Below are 23,613 nucleotides of genomic sequence, written 5' to 3'. Positions count from 1 at the left end.
ACTCTACGAGAACGGGCGCTGCCCGCGAAAAGGAGCAAATCGCTCGATCTTCGCTCCCCGGGCAATCAGAAAATCAATAGCCTGATTCCGCTCGGGAAAAGAAACCGATTGTTCGATTGCTTCATCCTCATATAGATGCATCCGGTCAACAGCAATCATAAAAAAATAAGCAACATACACATCACCCTTTTTTTGCAAAGCGTATTGAATTAGATTGGCGGGTTCGCCGGATAGATCTTTACTGGATAGGTCTTTATCTGCTGGCGAACCTGTAACAATCTCATCGTATCCCCTCATTTTGCCTTTCTCGATTGCCTCGATAATTTGCTCTAATCGAATTGAATCCATTGTATATTGCCTCCCTTTTTCATTCCATTTGATAATGAATCTATATCAACAGAGTGCAAATCTTCTTGCTCCATCAAGAATAAAATGATGTATATTGGCATGTATTGCTTTATCCTTCTGATACTCTACATAGTCATAGTCTTGCCACCTTACAAAACAAAATGTACTTTCGCCATACTTGTACCCTGGTGGTTCTGTTCTGCTGGCAGCATACTAAATAAACAAGCTAATTGTGCTTATATTTGTATTCTGCGTGAAACAGGAGGTTTAACATGTCCAAAAATGATATCAAAATGCAGCTGCAACCAACTATTGATCTTGCTGATTACATAGCAGGATATACGATACAATCTGTGCTTCTCGGTCCGGATCAACGCATATTTGTGCTGCTTATCGACCAGATCCCCGACAGAATCCGGGGGATGTTTGTACAGGCTTCCCTGGACAAGCCACGCACCTACAAAATATTGATTATAGAAGACGGACAGATTCAGGAAGTGATACTGGCTAATCAGAAGTTTCATTATCATACAGTACAACCCTTAGAGGATCATTTGCTGCTTGTTGGTGCCCGCTGTCATTATTATGGGCCTGATCAATATGATCTTAATGCCAGAGTCTGTGATATGGATGGGCATATTCTCCACGATTTTCTACTTGGTGATGGTATCGAGTATGTACAGGTAACCCGTGAAGGTACGATCTGGACAGGTTATTTTGATGAAGGTGTCTTTGGCAATTATGGCTGGAACCCGCCTGTTGGCGAAGCCGGGCTGCTCGCTTGGGACGCGCAGGGAAACCGACTGTACACCAATACTCAGGCGGATATTATGGATTGTTATGCGCTGAATGTTATCAATGACCAAGAGGTCTGGTTTTACTATTATACCGACTTTATGCTGGGTCATATTACAGGCGGAACAACAGATCCGCAAATCGAATGGGTAAATCCACAGATTTCCGGCTCCTCGGGATTTTGTACAGACGGCTATCATTTTCTGTTCCAGGGCGGTTATAACAACAGTAACCAGCTCTTCTTCAAAAAAAGGGATCAACCCGGCCGTCTCACAGGTAAAAAGACTGTACAACTGCAGGGAGCGAATCAGCAGCCGCTTGATCTGACCTACAGCGATTTCCGTCGGGATCAGATACTGATATATTCGGAAGGAATGTTATATACAACAGCTATACAGGATATACTGCACGTCTTATAGCCTTGTCGCTGAATAAGTATTCTGCCTTCCTCCACCTATATCATACTTGCCGCAGTATATAAGTTAGGTGGCTAGATGAGAAGACATTAGGTGCAAATACAAGTTTACTCTATTAATAACTGCTGCAAACGCTGAATTTCTTCAAGTATGGCTTCCGGTTCGGTAAATGGACATTCACCGGTGAAATACCAATCCCCCAGGAACAACAGGATTTCATAAACGCTGTTATAGTATAGTTCCGGATACGGATTGGCGATACGGAAGCTGGGATGGGAAGACCAGTTCTGGATAAATTGAATCAACTGCCATATCTCCCCTGCTGTCTGCCGACTCAGGCCGTCTGCTCCCACAGTGGAATAGATATAAGAATATAACTCCGTTAATAAAGTCAGCGCGTGATCAGGTTCCCAGCGCAGATCTACACGCAGCTTCAGAATAAATGAATCCCATTCTCCTGCCAGTTCCTGCTTGAGATGTGCAGGCGGTTCATCTGCATGATGGATTGCATTGCTGTTCTTATACGAATCTGGAGCAGAATAGTTGTTATTTGGGTGATCAGGTGGAAATGAAGACATACTATCTCTCCTGTCTATGTATGATGTTGGCAGATTGGCAGACCCAGTTGATTACCACATCCAATGCCATAGCTATTCCTATACCTGCTGTATAGCGCAGCAGATCAGCGACCAGAAATCCTTTTCCGAGAATCAATGCTCCCAGCGTCGTATGACGAATATGGTTGATCCAATCAGCCTGGTACAGCTGGCTGAATTCGATCAGATAACTGAATACTCCCGCGCCTATACCTGCGACCCAACAAGATCGTGGCCAACTCAGCAAGCGTATGCCCCAATAAATCATCGCTGCCCACAATGCGTCACCCGCATGAACAGCGAGCCAATGGGGCAGCAGAGATACATAACGTCGGGAAGCCAGACCCAGTAGCATCGTCAGGATAATCGCAACCAGGTACAGTAGACGAGTGCCCTGACGACTCGCAGCATAACGTTGAATTAGGGATAGACGCGAATTATATTTTCGAATCATCGTTATAGTCGCTCCTTGGATATAGAATTTGGTAAATATACTCGGTGCTTCCTTCCATTATAACGTTTTGTATGATGCAATTCGAAATAAGTAGGCCAAAATCGATTTTCTTTTTTTGAATTTTTCATATGTTAATTTTTTACTGCTTGTAAATAAACAGCACTTAAAACATAAAAAAGGCAGGGAGATTATTCTCCTCTGCCTTTTACTTACACTTATTTTTCAATTCATTTCTCTGATTTCGTATTCTGGATTAGACAGCAAAAATTTGATCAATACGCTTCACCTGTTCTTCGGACAGATGAACATCCAGCGTTTTCAGATTATCTTCTAGTTGCTGTGGATTTTTGGTTCCGGGAATAACGACATCAATGCAGTCGCGGGTCAGATACCAGGCGAGTGCCACGTTGGCTACTGCAGCGTTCACTTCCTCTGCAATACTGCGTAGCTGATCGATTTTGTCGAGATTTTTTTCATAATTGCCTTCCTGGAACAGCGGCTTTTTCTTCTGGCTGTCGGTCAGCGGAGTATCTTTGGTATATTTGCCGCCAAGCAGTCCCGAAGCCAATGGAAAATAAGGAACAAACGAGATTTTATTTTCTACCAGATACGGGAAAAACTCCTGCTCCACTTCACGCTCCAGCAGATTATAGTTGGATTGTAATACATCTACATCGCCGTGGCGGTTCGCCTGCTTGAGCTGTTCTATCGAGAAGTTGGATACACCAATTGCACGGATTTTGCCTTCTTCTTTGAGCTTTTTCAGTTCGCCCACTGCTTCGTCTTTGGGCGTATCTTTATCTGGGAAATGGATATAGTACAGATCAATATAATCGGTCTGCAGACGCTTTAGACTGTCTTCTACCGATTGCCGCAGAAAAGCAGGCGAGTTATCGATCAATGTGTCATTCCCTTCGATTTTGTGAGCACCTTTGGTTGCGATAACGACATTTTCGCGCTGTCCGTTTTCTTTTAGTACTTCGCCGATCAATTCTTCCGATCGTGCCGGGCCATAGATATAGGCAGTATCCAGAAAGTCGATACCAAGCTCCAGTGCACGTCGTACAATATTTTTGCCATCTTCATCCTTCAGGTTCGAAAACAGATTATGTCCTCCGACTTTGTTCGTACCAAGTCCAATAGGGGTTACCATCAGTTCGGTTGTACCAATTCGTGTCTGCTGTCTCATCTGTTGATCTGCTCCTTTCGTGATTCCAGGCTTGCTTCTATCCACATCGTCATTTGCTGCACTGATGCCTATGTAGCGGTAACGGCATAGGCCGGCTTGGCAAACTGCTGCAAACTTCGATTTACTTGGTAGAAGCCTATATTGTGTATACCCTTCTTACTTTTTGTTTAATCGTGGCTGTACCCAAGCAAAAGAGACTCCGCAGCATAGGCAGAGTCTCTTTTGCTTCTATATATTCTGCACTGGTGCAGATAGAGATGATATTATTTAACAGCGGCACCCGGCGTTGCTTTTACGCGCTTTTTGCCAAAACTGCGAATCTTCTCTTCTACTTGCTCCAGCGTAAGACCGCGAGTTTCCGGCAGGAATTTGGCAGCAAATGTGATAGCCAAAATGCCCAGTGCTACGAAAATGTAGAAAGTAGCTGATAATCCAAACGCTCCGGACAATACCGGGAACAGCAGTCCGACCGCAAAGTTAACCATCCAGCTGCAAAATACACTTACACCCATACCGAATCCGCGTAATTTCAGCGGGAACACTTCGGACAGCATCAGCCAGGTAACCGGGGATACTGCACCTTGCTGGAATGCCAGGAAGGTAACGGTCAGCCCCAGAATAACATAAGGCAGAGCAGCTGTACCTGTTAGCACATTGGAGAGAATCGCAATCAGCAGCAGTGCACTGGTCGTACCGATAAGACCGGTGATCAGCATCGGACGACGTCCTACTTTACCGACTATCCACATTCCAAAGAAGGTAGCCGCTACAGAAATCACACCATTCGCGATATTACCAATCAGAGCTGCATTTGTACCAAAACCGGACTGCTTGAGAATCTCGGTACCATAGTACATGATCGAATTTACCCCGGTAATCTGCTGGACTACACCGATACCGATACCGATCAGTACAATACGGCGAATCCATGGCGTTGCCATATCCTTGAAGCTGGCTCTTTCCGTGTCTTCTTCGACTTCGGTATTAGCCGTAATCTCCTTGATCTCGCGAATCGCCTGTTTTTCGCTGCGCATTCTTTTCAGAATACGGAATGCACGCTTGTTCTCATCCTGTGTAACGAGCCAGCGTGGACTTTCCGGTACACGGAACATACCGATAAACAGGAAAATGGCAGGAATTGAAGCGATAGATAACATATAGCGCCAGATATGCGTGTTATCACCCATCGTCGTACCCAAAATAGCATTAAAGATAAAGGCAAGCAGCTGACCGCTGACAATCATCAACTCATTGCGGGTAACAATACCGCCGCGCTGATTGGCTGGTGAAATCTCGGCCAGGTAGGAAGGAACAGTAACCGAAGCGCCGCCGACAGCGAGCCCCAGAATAAAACGACACGCGACCATAACCGGTACACTTGGGGATAATGCAGAACCAATCGTAGCAAAGAAAAATAATACTGCCAGATATTTAATACTCCGGCGGCGTCCAATCGCATCGGACAATCGCCCACCCAGCACAGCACCAAAGGCTGCACCAAGCAGCAATGAACTGGTAACCAAACCTTGTGTAAAAGATGTCAGGTTCAATTGATCAGGTGCAGACATAAATGGCAATGCACCATTGATTACTCCAGTATCATAACCGAATAACAATCCACCCAATGTAGAAATAAGAACAATCTTGCGCAAAAATGCCTTTTGACTCGCGGCATCGTTATTCTCTTGTTGCATAGTACCCACTCCTTTTTATTTCCCGTACGCTATGTAGAAGGAGTCTGGCTATGCAGCTGCAACATATAAAGCTGTCTGTATGCCGATCATGTCCGTTCATGAACAAGCTCTTCTTTTGCAACTGGTCCATGACTCTTCTGTTCTGTACGTCGGATGATTATCCGTTTCTGTATCTTTATGTTGTACTTCTGTAAATTCAATATACCCATCCTTTTCAATACTTAATCTTCCTTGCTGTCTTGCTTGGATACGTAACTATCGATATATGCAGCAAAAAGCCAACCGCATTTACTGTTAGACGACGGTTGGCCCGGTGTATATTTATTTCTGTTTTGTAATCTCGATTAGCCGGTAAATGGCGGTTTCCATTTCTTTGTAATGCTGTTTACTCCGATATACATGAATACAGAGTACTACTGTACCAATAAGCAGCAAAACCAATATAGCGCACATTACCATCGTGGATACCCACATCTCCAGCACACTCCCAAACATTGTGATACAAGCTTCAGAATGTATACTATTATATAGTCAAATATCATAAGGTGAGAATTAATCACACTCTGAATCTGCCCATGACTATGGTATTATAATAATTCCCATCTGCCAGCAGGCGATCGCGTTTTAGCACACCTTCAATTTCAAATCCTGCCTTTTTATACAGCTCAATGGCATTGACATTGGTCTCCAATACATTTAGTGTCATCTTTTGGATGCCTGTCGCATCCGACCAGGCTATAGATTGTTCGAGCAGGTGCTTGCCGATGCCATGTCCCCAATAATCCCGCAGCACACCTACGCCAAACTCTACCTTATGTGCCAGTCGGCTCAGCGGACTGCCTTCGCATCTGGAGAAACCTACGATCTGATTGGCCGTCTCCGCTACCAAAAAAAGGTTGGTATCCTTCTCGGAGTCACTGCGGATCAGCTGTTCAAATTCTGCCGGCTCCAGAAAAGCTTCCCCTCTTCTGCGATCCAGATTCTCGGTCTCACCATCGATCTGAAGTCGTACTTCTGACAGAGTGGTAGCGTCTTCAGGTTTTGCAGAGCGAATACTATAATCCAGTCCTTTGATATGATAAGCACGTTCTTCAATGATCACTATGTACTCCTCCTCGAATAATATACTTTTATTTACATTATACCTGTTTTCTTCGCTTTAACGAAATAACAATGATATGTCGCTATATTACTTATTATTTACTTTTGTTTGTTTAATTTGTCTGCAATCGTGGGTAGATTATTTAGAAGATTAGTTTCAGATTCAGCAGGGTATACGACAGGAGTTTATTCTGTTCTGTATCTATTGACCAATTCAAGCGAGACAGAAAGGAATGAAAATAATGATATTTTTTATTGCTCTAATTCTGCTAATAATGTGTATTAGCGTTATAGGCATTGATATCAATCTACGCCGTCAATTAAAAAAAGAAGATGCAATTCTACATAAGCTCGATTTACTGCTTCAAGATAAGAATAGTTAATACATAATTTCTTTGCAGAACATTTCATATGTCAATGTAAAGAGGTATAATTTTAAATTGATTTTACTTGATCCCCACTCGTAGCTATCAATCTCTTGTGCGAGTATATCAAAGATAGGAGTTGTTAATGAATTTATGAAAAAAGCATCGAGCGTATTTTATATATCAGCGGCTATTCTGCTGCTGCTGGTTTTGGTAGGGGTGATTGCTCCCAAGGCCTTTGAGAGTGTTACCAGTAGTACCGAATCATTTATCACCGATACATTCGGATGGTATTACCTGATTATTGTGACCGGCTTCGTGGCTATCTGTTTGTATCTGCTGGTTAGTCCCGCAGGCAAAATCAAACTGGGCAAGCCGGATGACAAGCCTGAGTTTTCCCGACCAACCTGGGTAGCTATGCTATTCAGTGCTGGCGTAGGGATCGGATTGGTATTTTACGGTACGGCCGAGCCGATTAGTCATTTTGCTATCAGTTCCCCAACTGGCGAAACTGGCAGCGATCAGGCTGTGCGTGATGCCATGCAGTATACCTTTTTCCACTGGGGTATTCATGCGTGGGCAGTGTATGGTCTGGTAGGTTTGAGCCTCGCCTATTTTATGTTCCGCCGCGGAGAAACCGGGCTGATCAGCTCTACACTGAAGCCGGTTCTTGGTCGTCATGCATCAGGCGCCGTTGGCAAAGCGATTGATGTTGTAGCTGTGCTGGCAACCGTCATGGGTGTCGCTACCTCTCTCGGTTTTGGCGCTGTACAGATTAATGGAGGATTGTCGTATCTATTCGGCATTCCTTCGACTATCGTGAGTCAATTTATTATTATTCTGGCGGTGACTGTACTATTTATGCTATCCGCGTTAAGTGGACTTGATAAAGGAATCAAAATTCTCAGTAACGCCAATATGCTGCTTGCCGCTGTTGTATTTTTAATTGTATTTATTTTTGGCCCTACTTTATTCACGCTTAATCTATTTACCGATACATTGGGGAAATATCTGCAAAACTTTGTGAATATGAGTTTCCGCCTGGCTCCATTGAATTCGGAAAACCGGCATTGGATTAATGTATGGACGATCTTCTACTGGGCATGGTGGATTGCCTGGTCTCCGTTTGTAGGCATATTTATTGCCCGTGTATCCAAAGGACGTACGATCCGTGAATTTGTCACTTATGTATTGCTGGCACCGTCTCTAATCAGTTTCTTGTGGTTCTCTGTTTTTGGTGGCTCGGCTATTGCGATCGAGCGCAGTGGTACCAAGATCATATCAGCACTGGCTACTCAGGAATCCTTGTTTGGAATGTTGTCCACGTTCCCTTGGAGCACCATTATTTCGGTAGTAGCGATCGGCCTGATTGCCATCTTCTTTATCACATCAGCAGATTCAGGTACATTTGTACTTGCGATGATGACAACCAACGGTTCGCAAAATCCCAATAATACTTTAAAAATAATATGGGGACTGCTGCTTACTGCTATTGCTCTGGTACTGCTCTATTCCGGCGGTCTGCAAGGTTTGCAAAACACTATGATCATCGCTGCGCTTCCCTTCTCTCTGGTGATTATACTAATGGCAGTAAGCTTGTTAAAAGTATTAAATAATGATGCTAGAGAGCTATCCCGTACCAAACGTAACCAGCCTTCTACCCGTGATACAAAGAATGAAAAATAATCGATTAGATTAACAGCCTGATTTTGTTCGACTCTCGCTTGAAGATATATAAAGCACCCTTTTATGGGTGCTTTTTTGCTTTATTTATTTCAATTGACTTCTTTTCAATTCACTTCTTTCCATTTACTTTTCTCGATATACTTCTTTTGCTTTATGTCTTTGATTTATTTTGGATATGAGTGATTGTATAGGTAGTTTCTTTCCGCAATCCGAAAAAATAAAGAGCCCTACTGTGTTAGCAGGACTCTCTAATTTATGATTTGAAATAAATTGGATCGCAGGAATTAGCCTTCGATCAGCAGCGTTTCCGGATCTTCCAGCAGTTCTTTGACTTTTACCAGGAAGCTAACTGCTTCGCTACCGTCGATAATACGATGATCGTAGGAAAGCGCGATATACATCATTGGGCGGTTTTCCATACGCTCTGCATCAATAGCGACTGGACGCAGCTGGATTTTGTGCATACCCAGGATACCTACCTGTGGTGCGTTGAGAATCGGCGTAGACAGCAGGGAGCCGAATACACCACCATTGGTGATCGTAAACGTACCACCTTGCAGCTCAGCCAGAGACAGCGTATTGCTGCGTGCTTTGGAAGCGAGGCTGGCGATTTCTTTCTCAATACCGGCAAAGCCCAGACGATCTGCATCACGTACGACCGGTACAACCAGACCTTCTTTGGCAGATACGGCAATACCGATATCATAGTAATGCTTCATGATTACGTCATCGCCATCGATCTCTGCATTAACCATCGGATATGCTTTGAGCGCGCCGACAACCGCTTTGGTAAAGAAGGACATAAAGCCGAGACCTACATCATGCTTCTCTTTGAATTTGTCTTTGCGGCGTTTGCGCACGTCCAGGATCGCTGTCATATCCACTTCGTTGAATGTAGTCAGCATCGCTGCATTGTGCTGCGCTTCTACCAGACGGTTCGCAATCGTGCGACGACGACGGGACATCGGTACACGATCAGCCGGTTTTAATGGATTGCTTTCCGGTGCAGACGATTTGGAAGCCGGTGCAGAGGAACCACTTGTTTTGGTCGGTGCAGCACCCAGGTTAGTCGGCTTGTCTTCGTGCTTGCGCACGTCGTCATGCTTCACACGACCCATCGGATCGTTGCCTTGTACACTATTCAGATCGATACCGCGCTCACGAGCCAGCTTGCGGGCAGCCGGTGTAGCGATAGTATCTCCGTTGTCAGGCTTGCTCGCTGCTACAGCAGCAGCCAGATCTGTTTTGGATTCACGTGCCTGTTCATTTGCCTGTGCAGGCTGGGACGATGGAGCCGTCTCCTGGGCTGCTGGCGCTTCTGGAGCTGCTTCTGCGCTTGGCTGTACTTTGGCACCGCCTGCGCTGATAACACCAACAGATTCACCGACCTGAACAGTCTCGCCTTCCTGTTTGGTGATGGATTCGATGACTCCATCTTCTTCGGCACTGATTTCCAGATTGACCTTATCGGTTTCCAGTTCCAGCAGAACATCACCCTGACTAACAGTATCTCCTTCTTTGACTACCCATTTCGATACGGTTCCTTCGGTAATAGACTCGCCCATTTCAGGTACTTTAATTTCGCTCACAGCTGGTTACCTCCCCAGGGATATGTTTTTCAACGAATTTGGTTTGAGTGCTGATGTTAGTATGCGCTGTTGTTCGATAGCGTGAACATGCTGATAACCACTTGCCGGGCTGGAACGCTCCGGACGTCCGATATAGCTTACATTACTGCCTGCTGGTGCCACTTCACGAAGTCTGGAGTCCATATATGTCCAGTAACCCATATTTTTCGGTTCTTCCTGTACCCAGATAACTTCCTGCAGGTTGGTAAAACCGGATAGGATCTTGGAAATTTCTTCTTTCGGGAATGGATACAGCTGCTCGACACGGATAATATGCAGCCAGGAAAAGTCGGTATCCTTCTCTTTGTCCAGTGCTTCTTCCAGATCGACTGCTACTTTACCCGTACACAGAATAACACGCTCTACTGCTTCTTTTTTGTCGCCGAGACCCTGTTGTTCAACAATCAGCTTGAAGCTTCCTTCGCTCAGTTCTGTCGCTGCAGAAGCTACACGAGGGTTACGAATCAAACTCTTCGGTGCCATCACAACGAGCGGACGAGCTTCTTCGGTCTCTGTGCTAAGTGCCTGACGACGCAGCAGGTGGAAATACTGCGAAGCGGATGTCAGATTGGCTACAGTGAAGTTGTTTTCACCTGCCAGCTGCAGGAAACGCTCCGGACGTGCACTGGAGTGCTCCGGTCCCATACCTTCATAACCGTGCGGCAGCAGCATCATCAGACTGGACTTTTGTGTCCATTTACTGCGTCCGGCAGAGATAAATTGGTCGATCAGTACCTGTCCGGCATTGACGAAGTCACCGTACTGGGCTTCCCAGATTACCAGTGTCTCCGGTGCATGTACATTGTATCCATATTCAAAGCCGATAACGGCCGCTTCGGACAATGGACTGTTATGCACGGCAAAGGAAGCTTTGGCTTCCGGCAGACGATGCAGCGGACAGAATTCTTCGCCTGTTTTGGCATCATGCAGTACCAGGTTACGATGAGCGAATGTCGCACGTTCAGCATCCTGTCCGGTAATGCGAATTGGCTTGCCTTCGGCGAGAATGGTCGCAAATGCCAGTGTCTCGGCATGTCCCCAGTCCACTTTGCCATCCGGAGCAAGTGCGTTGGTACGACGCTCTAGAATACGCTGCAGCTTCGGATACACACTGAAGTTCTCCGGCCATGTCAGCAGACCCTGGTTGATCTTCATGAGAAGGTCAGCCGGTACCGCTGTCTGGGTAGATGCTTTGGCAGCGCCTTCGCCGGCAGGATTGATTGGTCCGAATGCTTGCTGGCTGTCGTCGTTTTTCACTTCTTCATAGATCGCTTTCAGGCTATCCTGTACTTCATTTTTATATTTTTCATACTGCTGGCTGTCTGCCACTCCGCGCTCTGCCAGTTTTTGGCCGTAGAGGGATGCAACGCGCGTATGATTTTTGACTTTGCCATACATCAGCGGTTGGGTCGTTTCCGGATCATCCGCTTCATTGTGTCCGTATCTGCGATAACCGATCAGATCGATCAGGAAATCTTTTTTGAACAGATTACGATATTGCATCGCCATTTCTGCTGCACGCAGACAAGCCTCGGGATCATCCGCATTCACATGCACTACCGGGATCTCATAGCCTTTGGCCAGATCACTCGCGTAATGGGTGGAGCGGGAATCCTTGCTGTCTGTTGTGAAGCCCAGACGGTTGTTAACGATAATATGGATTGTACCGCCGTTCTGGAAGCCAGGCAGCTGGTTGAAGTTCAGCGTCTCCGCTACGATGCCTTCACCGGCAAATGCAGCATCGCCGTGCATAATGATTGCTGCCGCCTTGTCTTTATCCTGACGCGGGTATCCTTTTTCACTGCGGTCATCCTGTGCAGCGCGTGTGAAGCCTTCTACAACAGGATTCACATACTCCAGGTGACTCGGGTTATTCGCCAGAGTCAGACGAGTCTCAAAGCTCTGTCCTTCTTCGGTCATCGAATAACGAGCACCCAGATGATATTTTACGTCGCCGGTCCAGCCAAAATTAATGCCCATAGAACCTTCCGACGGCATCATGTCTTTATTCGGAGAATGCTGGAACTCGGAGAAAATTTTGCCGTATGGCTTGTTCAGTACATGTGCCAGTACATTCAGACGGCCACGGTGAGCCATACCCATCAATACATGTCTTGCTCCGCCGCGTGCAGCAATACGAACTATCGTATCCAGCATCGGTACGAGCGCATCGTTACCCTCGATCGAGAAACGCTTCTGCCCTACGAATGTCTTGTGCAGGAACTCTTCAAACTGCTCAACTTCAACAAGACGATGCAGCAGCTCCAGCTTCTCTTCATTGCTCAGTGCCTGCGAAGAAGAGTTGGTCTCTACCTGGCGGTTCAGCCAGTTACGTTCTTTCTCATCATGTACATGAGAAAATTCGTAAGCGATCGGACCAGTATACTTTTGACGGAGGATCTGAATGGCTTCCCATCCATCACGAGCTTCTTCCGGTGCATTTTCCCAGATGAGAGATGCAGGAAGCTGAGCCAGATCACGTTGTCCCAATCCATACTCCTGTGGATCAAGCAGACGCACATCTGACGGAGTACTCAGTCCGAGCGGGTCGATATCTGCTGCCAAATGTCCGTATGTACGGATATTCCAAACTAATCGTTCCGCTGCAACCGCTTTCTTTAGTAAATTGGTGTCTACTTTGCCGGGGGTACTAGTACCATTGTCTGCTGCCTGACCCAAAGCCGCAGCAGGAGCTACAGGTTCCCCATGTTGTTCGAATAGTGCACGGTATCCCTCATCAACCGAATTAGGATCTTGTTTGTACTTTTCATACTGCTCCTGTACGTACCCCAGATTGGGCCCGTAATAGGATTGCCATAATGATGGTCTGTTCGATTCGTCGATTGTCATCGAGGATTCCCTCCGTCTTGAATTTTTTGTGAATATTTTTGTGACGGAATTGCAACACTTTCAATTATACCTCTATCTGATTAATCACAAAATAGTCTAAAATGGGACTATCAGGGAGGATAAGCGATGCTGAGTTAAGAAAACGTTTTCTTTGTCATGTGTAAAGAATAATTCAGGTTTTTTAGCCTGATTAAAGCGAAATATGACTACTAATCAAAAAAATGCGATTTTAGCAAATCGTCTAGCAAGAGTTTGTCCATGACATTGAGCATCATTTGAAGTAATACTTAGCTGTTCATGCCCCCTTATTCGAACTGTGATCCGCTTTACAATTCCCATTCTACAATAGTCAGGTATAGATTTCCAATTTTAATTTTTATCTATTTTGTCCAAATCTAACCAGCAAACGATCCGATGATTATTTACAATATTGTATTGCTTTTAACTGCTTTGTGTCAGATACGAAGAATTTGTGTCTTTTGCTTATTGGAGCTGTCATAAATACAAAAATCGTGTTCTTTTTGCCTTCAGGTTTACAATAAAGAAAATATCATCCAAAATGATCAATCTATAGTAGTGATGAATTGATCAAAGGAGAATAACTATGACGAATGATTGTCAGTACCTATTGGATTATCTGGATTGTGAATATGAATTATTTGAAGATATCAACGATGGAGCATTTATTGTGGAAGCTTATGAACGGATGAGTAAACAGGGTAAGCAGGACGGATTTATTCCTCTTATTATTGTAGTTAGTAATGTTCTGGCAGAAGTGATTGAAAATGTTCTCGAAGAAATCGAAGATGGACCTTCACCTGATGGTATCCATTATTTTCGTCAAGAGGTAATCAAAGATGCTATGCAGATCGATGTGCCTCAGTTACTTGAACAGCGCTGGAATGACAGTATTGCAGACGAAGATGAGTTTGATGATGAACATTCTAATTTATATGGAGATTTCATTCCTGCAGTAGCAGAGCATGAGTTGTATAGTTATCTGAATGGAACAGTACCGTATCCCGAGATTATTATTGCGTGTATTCCAATTACGGCAGCCTGGGAGCTGGCGGCCTGGGTACCTATGGGGGGATTTAATGATTGTCCACTTCCTGAAGAACAGGTGGCGGTGTTTAAATACTGGTATGACCATTATGGAGCTGTACCTGCTATTGTTTCTCATAATACCTGGGAATTGAAGCTGACTCGTCCACCTGCAGATAACCACGTGGCTGAATTGCTGGCAAGAGAACATTTTGCCTTTTGCAGTGATCGTGTCTATCAGGCAGAGGAGTCTACAGCTACTATCCGCAGTCTAGCAAGTCATTTGAAGCATTCAACAACCTGGTATTTTTGGTGGGATTAATAAATGTTGTTTCTGCACGATACACCGCTTAGCTGGATATAACAGAGAGTGATCCAGCTAAGCAATTATCATGTACACTACAAGCGAATTGATATGTTTAGACCTGCTGCTGTACTCTGCGCTCTTTTAGCAGCATATCCACATGCGGGATGCCGTCTTCCAGATAGGACTCGGAGATCGGCTCAAATCCATATGCACCGTAAAAGCGGCATAGATACTCCTGCGCCTGAATTTTGATTTCCACTTCGTTCAACTCCTGCTGGATAAAATCCACGGCACGTGCAAACAACTCACCGGCATACCCTTTGCCACGATGAATCGCTGGGACGATGACCCTGCCAATCGAAGCCTGTGGATAAGCCACTCCCGGCGGCAGCAGACGTGCGTAGGCTGCGATCTGCTCGTTCTCCAGCTTGAACAGATGGTAGCAGTCCACATCCCTGCCATCTACTTCAGGATAAGGACAATTTTGTTCGACCACAAAAATATCGGTACGCTCTTTTAGAATCTGATATAACTCCCTTGTATTCAGCTCATTAAAATGCTTGATATGCCAGGTCATGGTTGCTTCTCCTTTAGGACATCTGTATTTGGATTTTGTTATAATTTTAATATTATAAATTGAAAATCGATTTTGTTTAATAGCTCGTCACAATTTTGTATGAATGAACCAGATCCAGCATCTTCATTCGGCTTGAAAGCTAAACAAATCAAGCTGATGAATCAGCAAGTCGGTATTGTGCACCCAGCAGTATACATATAACCTTCCTCAGAAAATAACTGTAAACCCAAAAAGCATCGCTGCAATAGTTTTATGCAGCGATGCTCTTTTATACTTTTATATTGGAATTTGTAAAATAACTTAGCCCATGATAACTTTCACTTCATGCTTTTTGCCATCCTGGAAGTCCGGTAGAATATTGCCTTCAATTTCTTTGCCGTCTACTGTAATGGACTTCACGCCACGGGATACGCCTGCTGCATTGTCTACATGAATCAGATAGGTTGCCCCGCGGAAGTTACGACGGTAGCTGAACTCCGGCCATTCGGATGGAATGCTCGGATCGACCAGCAACCCTTCGTGCTCTGCGCGAACACCCAGAATCCAGTTGGTTGCCATACGCTGCAGCCATTGGGAAGAGCCTGTGTACCACGTCCAGCCGCCGCGGCCATAATTTGGCGAAATCGGACCATCGGAGTTACCTGGCGTTACATAAGGCTCGCCTACGTAGCCATTTGGATCATCCGAACGGTTTGGCGGACAGATTTTGCTGTAAGCTTCATATGCTTTCTCCGGTTGACCGGCCAGTGTATAAGCCCATACTGCCCATGTAGCGGCGTGAGTATAGACACCGCCATTCTCGCGCAGACCCGGTGCATAGCGGGTAATGTAGCCGATATCACGGCGTACTTTGGTATAAGCCGGATACAGCAGCAAGGAGCCGTAATCACGCAGCAGATGCTTGCTGACACTAGCCATCGCCTGCTGACCACGTTCTTCGTCAGCTACGCCAGAAATAACTGCCCAGATTTGCGGATTCAGGAAAATCTGTCCTTCTTCATTTTCCTTGGAGCCTACTTTGAGACCATCATCGGTTGTCGCCTGCAGATACCATTCGCCATCCCAGCCATATTCATTCAACGTCTGCTTGAGACTGCCCTGTACTTCGATCATTTTGTCTGCAAAAGCCTGATCACCACGGCGCTGTGCCACTGGTGCAAAGCTGCCAAGAATCATATACAGGAACTCGCCCACCCAGAAGCTCTCGCCTTTCCAGTCATAACCGATTGCACTCAAACCATCATTCCAGTCATGCTCACCCATCAATGGTACGCCGCGCGGGCTGAAACGCAGGAATGATTTCTCGATAGCACGCTTGCAATGCTCATATACCGTTGCCTCTCCGCCGTCGAGGAATGGAGTGATTTCGTCCAGAATCTGATAATCCTGGGTTTCTTTCAGATAGGAATCCATGATGAACGGAAGCCATAACAGATCATCGGAACAACGAGTACGTGGTCCGCCTCCGCGGATAGTGAACCACCAGTGCAGCACGTCGCCTTCCTGGAACTGCTGGGAAGCATGCATCAGAATCTGCTTGCGCATCAATTCCGGTTTATTGGTCAGGAAAATCTGGGAATCCTGCAGCTGATCGCGGAAACCGTATCCTGCGCTCACTTGATAATAAGCAGTTTTACCCCATAGGCGACAGGAAATAGATTGATACTTAAGCCATACATTCGTCATAATATTCATCGCCGGATCCGGTGTCTGAATCTCTTCGGTATCGATCAATTCGCTCCAGAATTCGTGTACCCGTGCCAGTGTACGCTCAGCGGCTTCCACGCTCGTATATTCGCGGATCAATGCTGCGGCGTCTTCCTTCTCATGCTCGGCGGCTCCGATCGTGAATACGACCGTATGGGAAGCGCCCGGTTCCAGCTTGACAGCAACACGCAGAGAAGCTGCAGCATCGCCAAAACGTCCGGTATGCCCTGCCAGCTCTTGATCCTGCATCGCCTGTGGGCGTGATTCTTCGCCGTACATACCGACAAAAGATTCCTTATCCGCATCATAGGAAGATGGCTGCTCACTGGCAGCATGGAAAGCGGTATACGGCCAGCTTACATTATTGCTGCGTCCTTTTTCATCAGGGAATGCCCATAAGTATTTTTCCAGTTGAATAGCATTAAGATCTTCGCGATATTCCGAGTTCATAAAGATTTTGTGGAATTCACGATGCTCGTCCGGTGCAAACCCCGGTGCCCATTCAAAATAAGTAGTTGCATCCAGTTCACGCGTCTGTCCGCTGTTATTGGTAATTTTTAACTGCATAATTTCCAGTGGAGCATCCGGTGCCACGAATACGGTCAATTCGCTGCGGATTCCGTCGACCTGCTGGGTGAATACGCTATATCCAATACCATGACGTACTTCATAATGTTCAAATTCAGCCATTACCGGCTTCCATGCAGCAGACCAGAACTTGCCGGAGCTGCGGTCACGCAGATAGATGAATTTGCCCCATGAATCCTTGATCACATCCTGGAACAGACGCGTAATCCGGTTCTGTCCGGCATTGCCTCGCCAAGAAGCGCCGCCACCTGCCTGGGATACCATAAAGGAGTAATCGCCATTACTAATAATATTGCTCCAGGGACGCGGTGTACGTGGATTGGTAATCACATACTCCCGGCCATTTTCGGTGAAATATCCATATTCATTTTGGAAAAGCTGATTTTGCTGCGTTGTGGATTGATTTTGTACAGTAGACATGATGAATCCCTCCGTAGTGTAATCATATTTTTCTCTAAAGTTCTGTCCGGTTATCCTTATCAGATAAATACTACCGGATAACCGGACATTCTCTGTAACTCACACCATACTGTCATGCAGAAGCGCATTTGATCAGCTGGCTGCGACTCGGTATCCTTATTTTTATTTCATACCAGAGATCGTATAGCCTTCAATAATATGACGCTGTGCGAAAATAAAGATGATCAGAATTGGAATAACCATAAAGGATGCTCCGGCCATCTGAATAGCAAAGTCTCCGCCATATTGACCTTTGAGCAGGGACAGGCCGACAGACAGCGTGTACAGACTCTCGTCATTGGCTACAATCAGTGGCCACAGGAAGCTGTTCCAGCCGCCGATAAAGGTCAGAATCCCCTGTACGGCAAAGATCGGCTTGGCAATCGGAATAACGAGCTGGAAGAAAGTACGTATCTCCCCTGCACCATCCAGTCTTGCCGCTTCGATCAAGTCATTCGGAATAGAAGTCATAAACTGACGGAACAGGAAAATACCAAAGGCGTTAACCATACCGGGCAGCACAATCCCTGCCATTGTGTTGGTCAGATGCATTTCATTCAGGATCAAATAAACCGGAATCATCGTTACCTGGGAAGGAATCATCATGGTTCCCAGTACCAGATAATACAGCACATTTTTCCCCGGAAAGTTGAACTTGGCAAAAGCATATCCGGCTGCTGCGTTCAGGAACAATCCAATAAAGGAGAAAAAGACGATGATCAGTGTATTGATCAGGTATTGCTGAAAGTTCATCTCGGTAAACAAACGGGTGAAATTATGCATGGTCGGTTCCTGCGGCCAGAACGTAGGCGTTAGTGAAGTAACCTCGCTCTCCGGCTTAAAGGACGACAGAATCATCCATATGAATGGTATACACATTGCTATTGCACCAATAACCAGCAGTGCAATCACTATAGTTTTGTAAACGGGTCTCACTTGAATATCCATTGCGGAACCTCCTTTCACAGTTCAATCCGGCGTCAGCTCAGGCTGTACGGATCATTAATACTCTACATCGCTGTCTTTTTTGCGTACTTTGAATTGAATAATCGTTACAACAATGATGATCGCGAACAATACAATCGAGCCTGCTGCTGCATAACCGAAGTCACTGCGCTGGAAGCCTGTATTGTAAATAAACAGGGCCATGGATGTTGTTCCGTTCAGTGGATCGCCCTTGGTCATAACGAGCGGTTCCTCGAAGAATTGAATCCAGCCAATCAAAGTCGTGATCGAGACGAAGAAAGTCGCAAATCCAAGCAGCGGTACCGTAATTTTGGTGAGCTGCTGCCAGCGGCTGGCTCCGTCAATCTGTGCTGCTTCATAATACGTACGCGGAATACCCTGTAGTGCAGCCAGGAAAATGATCATATTCAGACCGATTGCTTTCCATACTGCCATAATAATCAGGGAGAACTTGGCGATTGTCGGTCCTTGAAGCCAGCGAACCGGATCAAAGCCGAAGAATCCCAACATCTGGTTGATCAAGCCGTACTGGGAATTGTACAGATATCCCCAGATCACGGCTACAGCGACGATATTCGTAATAGAAGGCATGTAGTAAATAACACGGAATGTTTTGAACAGCCAGCTGGTACCCTGGTTAATCAGGATGGCTATTGCCATCGACAGGAGGACAACCAGAGGTACACCGACCACAACATAGATCAGCGTATTGAACATCGACTTGCGGAACACCGCATCGCCAAATAGCTGAACAAAGTTATCTGCACCGTTAAACTTGATATTGGACCAGTTCGCCAGTCCGGCCAGATCCATATTCGTAAAACTGATAAATACGGCGACCAGAATCGGGATAAATGAAAAGATAAATAGAATGATTAGTGTTGGCGCAATAAACAGATAAGGATATCTGTGCTTGGCCAACGATTGCCAGGCCTTCTGCATCTCTGTTCCCTCCTTTACGGAAGCATTTTTACTACTTCATCATTAGTCTTTTAACAATTCATTTGCCTGTGTATTCAGTTCTTCCATTTGTTTCTGCACATCTGCACCACCCAGATTAATCTGCTGCAGCGAATCTTTGATCAGGGTACCGATCGCTTCCCAGGACTTGACGAATGGTGATGTGCGGGATGTTTCCATTTGCTCACGGAATGTTTTGACTTGCTCATTGCTGCTGAACGCTTTGTCTTCCCATGCTTTTAGGGTAGAAGGCAGATCTTTGGACAATTCATAGTATTTCACCTGGTTGGCAGGATCACTCATAAAGGAAATAAATTTCACAGCATCATCTTTATTTACAGCACTGCTGAATACGCTCCAGTTCGAACCGCCGAGTACAGAAGCACTTTTGCCGCCTTCTTCTTTGGCAGGGATCAGTGCAGTCGACCATTTACCATCGATCTGCGGTGCTGTTTCATGAATCTGGTTAATTGACCATGGACCACTAAAGAACATAGGAACCATGCCCTGACCAAATGCAGGCAGCAGCTGCATATCACTCTGTGTGGGTGCCAGTCCTTCTTTGTAGAAGCTGGTCAAATAGTTAACGGCTTCTATATAAGGAGGCTGATTGAACTGAGCTTGATTATTGCTGATGACTTCACTGCCATTTTCCCAGGCAAACGGAAGCGTAAACGCTGCATCCTGGTTATCCAGCAAAATACCATAATTACCATTGCCACGTGCAGCCAGTTTGGTGGCAGCGTCTTTCAACTCTGCCCATGTTTTCGGCGGTTCATTGTAACCGACTTCCTTGAGCAGGTCGGTACGATAATAGAGTACCCGTGTCTCCATGTACCATGGCACGCTGATCATTTGATCGTTGAATTTCATCGTTTCTCTCGCACCTTCGAAGAAATTCTCCGGCTTGAGATTCGGATACTGCTCCATATAAGGAGTTAGATCCATCAATGCACCGGCATTGGCAAACTCCGGAATCCAGGTCATTCCCATCTGGATAACATCGGGTCCGCTTTTGGAAGCGACAGCCGTCAGCAGTTTATCATGCGCCGATCCCCATGGAATCTGCTGAACCTGTACATCAATCTCCGGATTTGCTTTTTCAAATGCCGCAACCATATCTGGCAAAGATCCGCCTTCGCCGCCCATACCCCATATTTTCAGAATCCGTTTTCCATCCGCTGTGGTCGTTTTGTCCTGACCACTACATCCAGCCAGTACAATCGAGAATACAAGCATACATGCAATCATGGATTTCCATAGTTTAGCCATTTGGCACCTCTTCAATTTTTTTTGTTTAAAAGAGAAGCAAAGACAAGTCCGGATAACGGATAAGGGGCAACGAACAGCGTCTTTGCAGGGTAAACCGATTCATGGTTACGTATTAATTTGAATACATATAGAGAATGGCTGCTTTTAAAATTAGCTGCCACTTTGCAGGGTAGAGTTCGCCTGCTCATTCAGTTGATCCAGCTGCGTCTGGATATCGGTTCCGCCGACAACGATCTGGTCAAATGCATCGCTGATCTGCTTGGCTACCGTCTCCCACTCTTTTACAGATGGAATAGAACGGGAAGTATCCATTTGGGTACGGAAAGTCTGGATATTAGGGTTATCTTGGAATACTTTGTTTTCCCATGCTTTGGTAGTGGATGGCAGATCCTGTGTCAGTTCATACCATTTCACCTGTACATCCGGCTCGTTCAGATAAGAGATAAATTTGACAGCATCTTCTGTATTTTTGGCACTGCTGAATACGGACATATTCGATCCGCCGAGTACCGACATGCTTTCTCCGCCTTCTTCCTTGGCAGGAATGACTGCTGTTCCCCACTGGTCGCTTTTCAGCTCAGGCAGTTCGGTTTTCACCTGATTTACAGACCATGGACCGCTGATAAACATTGGCAGAATCCCTTCACCAAAAGAAGGAATCAGCTGCATATCGCTTTGCGTTGGAGCAATACCTTCCTTGAAGAAACTGCTCAGGTACTGAATCGTTTCTACATAAGGTTTCTGATTGAGCTGTGCCTGGTTATTGCTGTCGATCACTTCGCTGCCGTTCTCCCATGCAAATGGCAATGTGAACAGTTGGTCTTTGCTATCCAGCAAAATACCATAATTGCCTTTACCGCGTGCAGTCAGCTTGGTTGCCGCATCCTTGAGCTCTGCCCAGGTTTTTGGTGCTTCGTTGTAGCCCACCTGCTTGAGCAGATCTTTGCGGTAGAACAATACGCGGGTGTCAATGTACCATGGTACGCCAACCAGTTTGTCGTTATAGGTCATTTTGGTACGAGAGCCTTCAAAGTAATTGTCCGCTTTCAGATTCGGGTACTTTTCGGTATAGGAGGACAGATCCTGCAGCGCGCCAGCTTCCGCAAATTCCGGTATCCAGCTCATTCCCATCTGCACGACATCTGGACCACTCTGGGAAGCAACAGCTGTCAGCAATTTGTCATGGGCATTTCCCCAAGGGATCGCCTGCACCTGTACTTTGATATCCGGGTTTTTGGCTTCAAAATCAGGCACCATTTTGGCAAGTGCTGTTCCTTCGGCGCCCATGCCCCATACTTTCAGGATTCGTTTGCCATCGGAAGTAGTAGCTGCTTCATCCTTGCCGCCACAGCCTGCCAATACAAAAGAAAAGATTAATACGCATGCTACCAGGGGTTTCCACATTTTTCTCATCAAGCACACCTCATTTTTGATTTGTTCTGACTGTTCCACGAATAACGAGTTCAGTGTCTAGTGTATAATGCTGCGCTACCGATTCACCTTTGAGAATCTGGAAAATCAGATGAACTGCCAGTGCGCCTACTTCATAATCCGGCTGTCTTACCGTGGTCAGCGCGGGGTTCAAAAATCGTGCCTGAACAATATCGTCAAATCCTATGACCGATATATCTTCAGGTACACGCAGGCCTGCTTCATAAAGTGCCGTAATCCCTCCCAGTGCCATCTCGTCATTGGCGAAAAATACAGCTTCCGGCAAATTGCCCTGTGCCAGCATCAGCTTGACAGCGCGATATCCACCCTCTTCTGTAAAATTGCCAACCAGATTCCAGCGTGGTTCAATTGTCAGTCCATGCTGATTCATTGCTCGCACAAATCCGTTGTATCGATCGTTATTGTGCTTGCTGCTGGCAGGCCCGGATACAAAAGCGATCTGGCGATGTCCTGACTCAATCAGATAATTGGTGGCCAGCGTGCCGCCTTTCTCATGATCCGCCTCGACATAACAGACACTCTCATGTTCCAGCCGCCGGTCCAGCATAACGATCGGAAATCCTTCGCGTGCCGAATCCAGAATCGTACGATCAGGAATATTGTGAGCGAGGATAATCGCTCCATCTACACGTTTTTCCTTGATAAATTTGACGGCTGTAGACGAATCGCCTCCGATCGAACTGCAGGCAATCAGATCATAGCCATTGTTCAGACTGACTTCCTGCACACCCTTGATCAGGCTGGAATAGTATGGACCTGACAGGTCACTGAGCAGCAGGGCAATCGTGTTCGTTTTGGAGCGTTTCAGATCGGACGCAATTCCATTTTTTTGATAGTTCAGTTGTTTGGCAGCTTCGATGACCTTGTTACGGGTCTTGCTGCTGACTCTGCCAATACCATTTAGTGCATACGATGCAGTCGATACTGCAACGCCTGCCAACGCAGCTACATCTTTGATCGTTGCTCCCATCTGCTCACCTCTGTAGTTTTGCGAAATATCGAAACGTTTCGATAAAAGAGCGAAAACTATTCATATTTTAAAAACGAAAATCCAGGATACCTTGCTTAATTACAATGATATCATTTGATTTTTCGATAAAAAATCGCTCAAAACCGAATTTTAAAGCCATAATTCAATAATTTTACATTTTTAAAATGG

Annotated in this window: 18 protein-coding genes; 3 read left to right on the top strand and 15 right to left on the bottom strand. The window is 45.8% G+C overall.

Going from position 1 to position 23,613, the window contains the following annotated elements:
- Positions 1-3: 3 nt before the first annotated feature.
- Complete coding sequence (locus AR543_RS11920; RefSeq protein ID WP_060534652.1) at positions 4-348, bottom strand: hypothetical protein; 345 nt, start codon at positions 346-348, stop codon at positions 4-6.
- Positions 349-620: 272 nt separating this feature from the next.
- Between AR543_RS11920 and AR543_RS11915 the strand changes: the two genes are divergently transcribed.
- Positions 621-1,562 carry a hypothetical protein gene (locus tag AR543_RS11915; protein ID WP_060534650.1) on the top strand — a complete coding sequence of 314 codons (942 nt, stop codon included), beginning with the start codon at positions 621-623 and terminating at the stop codon, positions 1,560-1,562.
- 104 nt (positions 1,563-1,666) lie between these two features.
- Here AR543_RS11915 and AR543_RS11910 read toward each other — a convergent pair whose 3' ends face one another.
- The 5 genes from AR543_RS11910 to AR543_RS11890 form a co-directional block, all read right to left on the bottom strand.
- Positions 1,667-2,137 carry a hypothetical protein gene (locus tag AR543_RS11910; RefSeq protein WP_060534648.1) on the bottom strand — a complete coding sequence of 157 codons (471 nt, stop codon included), beginning with the start codon at positions 2,135-2,137 and terminating at the stop codon, positions 1,667-1,669.
- Between the two features lies 1 nt (position 2,138).
- On the bottom strand, positions 2,139-2,609 hold the full coding sequence (locus AR543_RS11905; protein ID WP_060534647.1) for a ribosomal maturation YjgA family protein: 471 nt from the start codon (positions 2,607-2,609) through the stop codon (positions 2,139-2,141).
- Positions 2,610-2,862: 253 nt separating this feature from the next.
- Positions 2,863-3,798, bottom strand: coding sequence for an aldo/keto reductase (locus AR543_RS11900; protein WP_060534645.1), 936 nt, complete (start codon positions 3,796-3,798; stop codon positions 2,863-2,865).
- Between the two features lie 263 nt (positions 3,799-4,061).
- On the bottom strand, positions 4,062-5,492 hold the full coding sequence (locus tag AR543_RS11895) for a sugar porter family MFS transporter (protein WP_060534643.1): 1,431 nt from the start codon (positions 5,490-5,492) through the stop codon (positions 4,062-4,064).
- A 556-nt stretch (positions 5,493-6,048) separates the two neighbouring features.
- Complete coding sequence (locus AR543_RS11890) at positions 6,049-6,594, bottom strand: GNAT family N-acetyltransferase (protein WP_060534641.1); 546 nt, start codon at positions 6,592-6,594, stop codon at positions 6,049-6,051.
- Between the two features lie 517 nt (positions 6,595-7,111).
- Between AR543_RS11890 and AR543_RS11885 the strand changes: the two genes are divergently transcribed.
- Positions 7,112-8,644, top strand: coding sequence for a glycine betaine uptake BCCT transporter (locus tag AR543_RS11885; protein ID WP_060534639.1), 1,533 nt, complete (start codon positions 7,112-7,114; stop codon positions 8,642-8,644).
- Between the two features lie 284 nt (positions 8,645-8,928).
- Here the strand turns inward: AR543_RS11885 and odhB are convergent, their stop codons facing one another.
- Both odhB and AR543_RS11875 read right to left on the bottom strand, forming a co-directional pair.
- Positions 8,929-10,233 (bottom strand): 2-oxoglutarate dehydrogenase complex dihydrolipoyllysine-residue succinyltransferase, encoded by a 1,305-nt coding sequence (gene odhB / locus AR543_RS11880; protein WP_060534637.1) that lies wholly within the window; start codon positions 10,231-10,233, stop codon positions 8,929-8,931.
- 6 nt (positions 10,234-10,239) lie between these two features.
- Entirely contained in the window at positions 10,240-13,122 is a 2,883-nt protein-coding gene (locus tag AR543_RS11875; protein WP_060534635.1) for a 2-oxoglutarate dehydrogenase E1 component, read from the bottom strand.
- A gap of 628 nt (positions 13,123-13,750) precedes the next feature.
- Here AR543_RS11875 and AR543_RS11870 point away from each other — a divergent pair.
- Positions 13,751-14,488, top strand: a complete 738-nt coding sequence (locus tag AR543_RS11870) for a DUF4253 domain-containing protein (protein WP_158523957.1) — start codon at positions 13,751-13,753, stop codon at positions 14,486-14,488.
- Positions 14,489-14,585: 97 nt separating this feature from the next.
- Here the strand turns inward: AR543_RS11870 and AR543_RS11865 are convergent, their stop codons facing one another.
- The 7 genes from AR543_RS11865 to AR543_RS11835 all read right to left on the bottom strand — a co-directional run bounded on the left by AR543_RS11865 (position 14,586) and on the right by AR543_RS11835 (position 23,424).
- On the bottom strand, positions 14,586-15,050 hold the full coding sequence (locus AR543_RS11865) for a GNAT family N-acetyltransferase (RefSeq protein ID WP_060534630.1): 465 nt from the start codon (positions 15,048-15,050) through the stop codon (positions 14,586-14,588).
- 300 nt (positions 15,051-15,350) lie between these two features.
- A complete protein-coding gene (locus AR543_RS11860) occupies positions 15,351-17,765 on the bottom strand; it encodes a glycoside hydrolase family 94 protein (RefSeq protein ID WP_060534628.1) in 2,415 nt (804 codons plus the stop codon).
- 162 nt (positions 17,766-17,927) lie between these two features.
- Complete coding sequence (locus AR543_RS11855) at positions 17,928-18,752, bottom strand: carbohydrate ABC transporter permease (protein ID WP_060534626.1); 825 nt, start codon at positions 18,750-18,752, stop codon at positions 17,928-17,930.
- A gap of 54 nt (positions 18,753-18,806) precedes the next feature.
- Complete coding sequence (locus AR543_RS11850; RefSeq protein ID WP_060534624.1) at positions 18,807-19,712, bottom strand: carbohydrate ABC transporter permease; 906 nt, start codon at positions 19,710-19,712, stop codon at positions 18,807-18,809.
- A gap of 42 nt (positions 19,713-19,754) precedes the next feature.
- Entirely contained in the window at positions 19,755-21,002 is a 1,248-nt protein-coding gene (locus tag AR543_RS11845) for a sugar ABC transporter substrate-binding protein (RefSeq protein WP_060534622.1), read from the bottom strand.
- Between the two features lie 150 nt (positions 21,003-21,152).
- The gene (locus tag AR543_RS11840; RefSeq protein ID WP_060534620.1) at positions 21,153-22,415 is read right to left on the bottom strand and encodes a sugar ABC transporter substrate-binding protein; all 1,263 of its coding nucleotides are present in this window, start codon (positions 22,413-22,415) and stop codon (positions 21,153-21,155) included.
- Between the two features lie 10 nt (positions 22,416-22,425).
- A complete protein-coding gene (locus AR543_RS11835; protein WP_060534618.1) occupies positions 22,426-23,424 on the bottom strand; it encodes a LacI family DNA-binding transcriptional regulator in 999 nt (332 codons plus the stop codon).
- Positions 23,425-23,613: the final 189 nt, after the last annotated feature.

This window comes from Paenibacillus bovis, assembly GCF_001421015.2.
In the GTDB taxonomy this organism is placed as follows: domain Bacteria; phylum Bacillota; class Bacilli; order Paenibacillales; family Paenibacillaceae; genus Saccharibacillus; species Saccharibacillus bovis.
This window is presented reverse-complemented; position numbering and strand designations above follow the sequence as displayed.

What these genes read in the sequence shown, in the direction of transcription:
- AR543_RS11920 (WP_060534652.1), bottom strand. Translation starts at nt 348, where the DNA reads ATGGATTCAATTCGATTAGAGCAAATTATCGAGGCAATCGAGAAAGGC.
- AR543_RS11915 (WP_060534650.1), top strand. Translation starts at nt 621, where the DNA reads ATGTCCAAAAATGATATCAAAATGCAGCTGCAACCAACTATTGATCTT.
- AR543_RS11910 (WP_060534648.1), bottom strand. Translation starts at nt 2,137, where the DNA reads ATGTCTTCATTTCCACCTGATCACCCAAATAACAACTATTCTGCTCCA.
- AR543_RS11905 (WP_060534647.1), bottom strand. Translation starts at nt 2,609, where the DNA reads ATGATTCGAAAATATAATTCGCGTCTATCCCTAATTCAACGTTATGCT.
- AR543_RS11900 (WP_060534645.1), bottom strand. Translation starts at nt 3,798, where the DNA reads ATGAGACAGCAGACACGAATTGGTACAACCGAACTGATGGTAACCCCT.
- AR543_RS11895 (WP_060534643.1), bottom strand. Translation starts at nt 5,492, where the DNA reads ATGCAACAAGAGAATAACGATGCCGCGAGTCAAAAGGCATTTTTGCGC.
- AR543_RS11885 (WP_060534639.1), top strand. Translation starts at nt 7,112, where the DNA reads ATGAAAAAAGCATCGAGCGTATTTTATATATCAGCGGCTATTCTGCTG.
- AR543_RS11875 (WP_060534635.1), bottom strand. Translation starts at nt 13,122, where the DNA reads ATGACAATCGACGAATCGAACAGACCATCATTATGGCAATCCTATTAC.
- AR543_RS11865 (WP_060534630.1), bottom strand. Translation starts at nt 15,050, where the DNA reads ATGACCTGGCATATCAAGCATTTTAATGAGCTGAATACAAGGGAGTTA.
- AR543_RS11860 (WP_060534628.1), bottom strand. Translation starts at nt 17,765, where the DNA reads ATGTCTACTGTACAAAATCAATCCACAACGCAGCAAAATCAGCTTTTC.
- AR543_RS11855 (WP_060534626.1), bottom strand. Translation starts at nt 18,752, where the DNA reads ATGGATATTCAAGTGAGACCCGTTTACAAAACTATAGTGATTGCACTG.
- AR543_RS11850 (WP_060534624.1), bottom strand. Translation starts at nt 19,712, where the DNA reads ATGCAGAAGGCCTGGCAATCGTTGGCCAAGCACAGATATCCTTATCTG.
- AR543_RS11845 (WP_060534622.1), bottom strand. Translation starts at nt 21,002, where the DNA reads ATGGCTAAACTATGGAAATCCATGATTGCATGTATGCTTGTATTCTCG.
- AR543_RS11840 (WP_060534620.1), bottom strand. Translation starts at nt 22,415, where the DNA reads ATGAGAAAAATGTGGAAACCCCTGGTAGCATGCGTATTAATCTTTTCT.
- AR543_RS11835 (WP_060534618.1), bottom strand. Translation starts at nt 23,424, where the DNA reads ATGGGAGCAACGATCAAAGATGTAGCTGCGTTGGCAGGCGTTGCAGTA.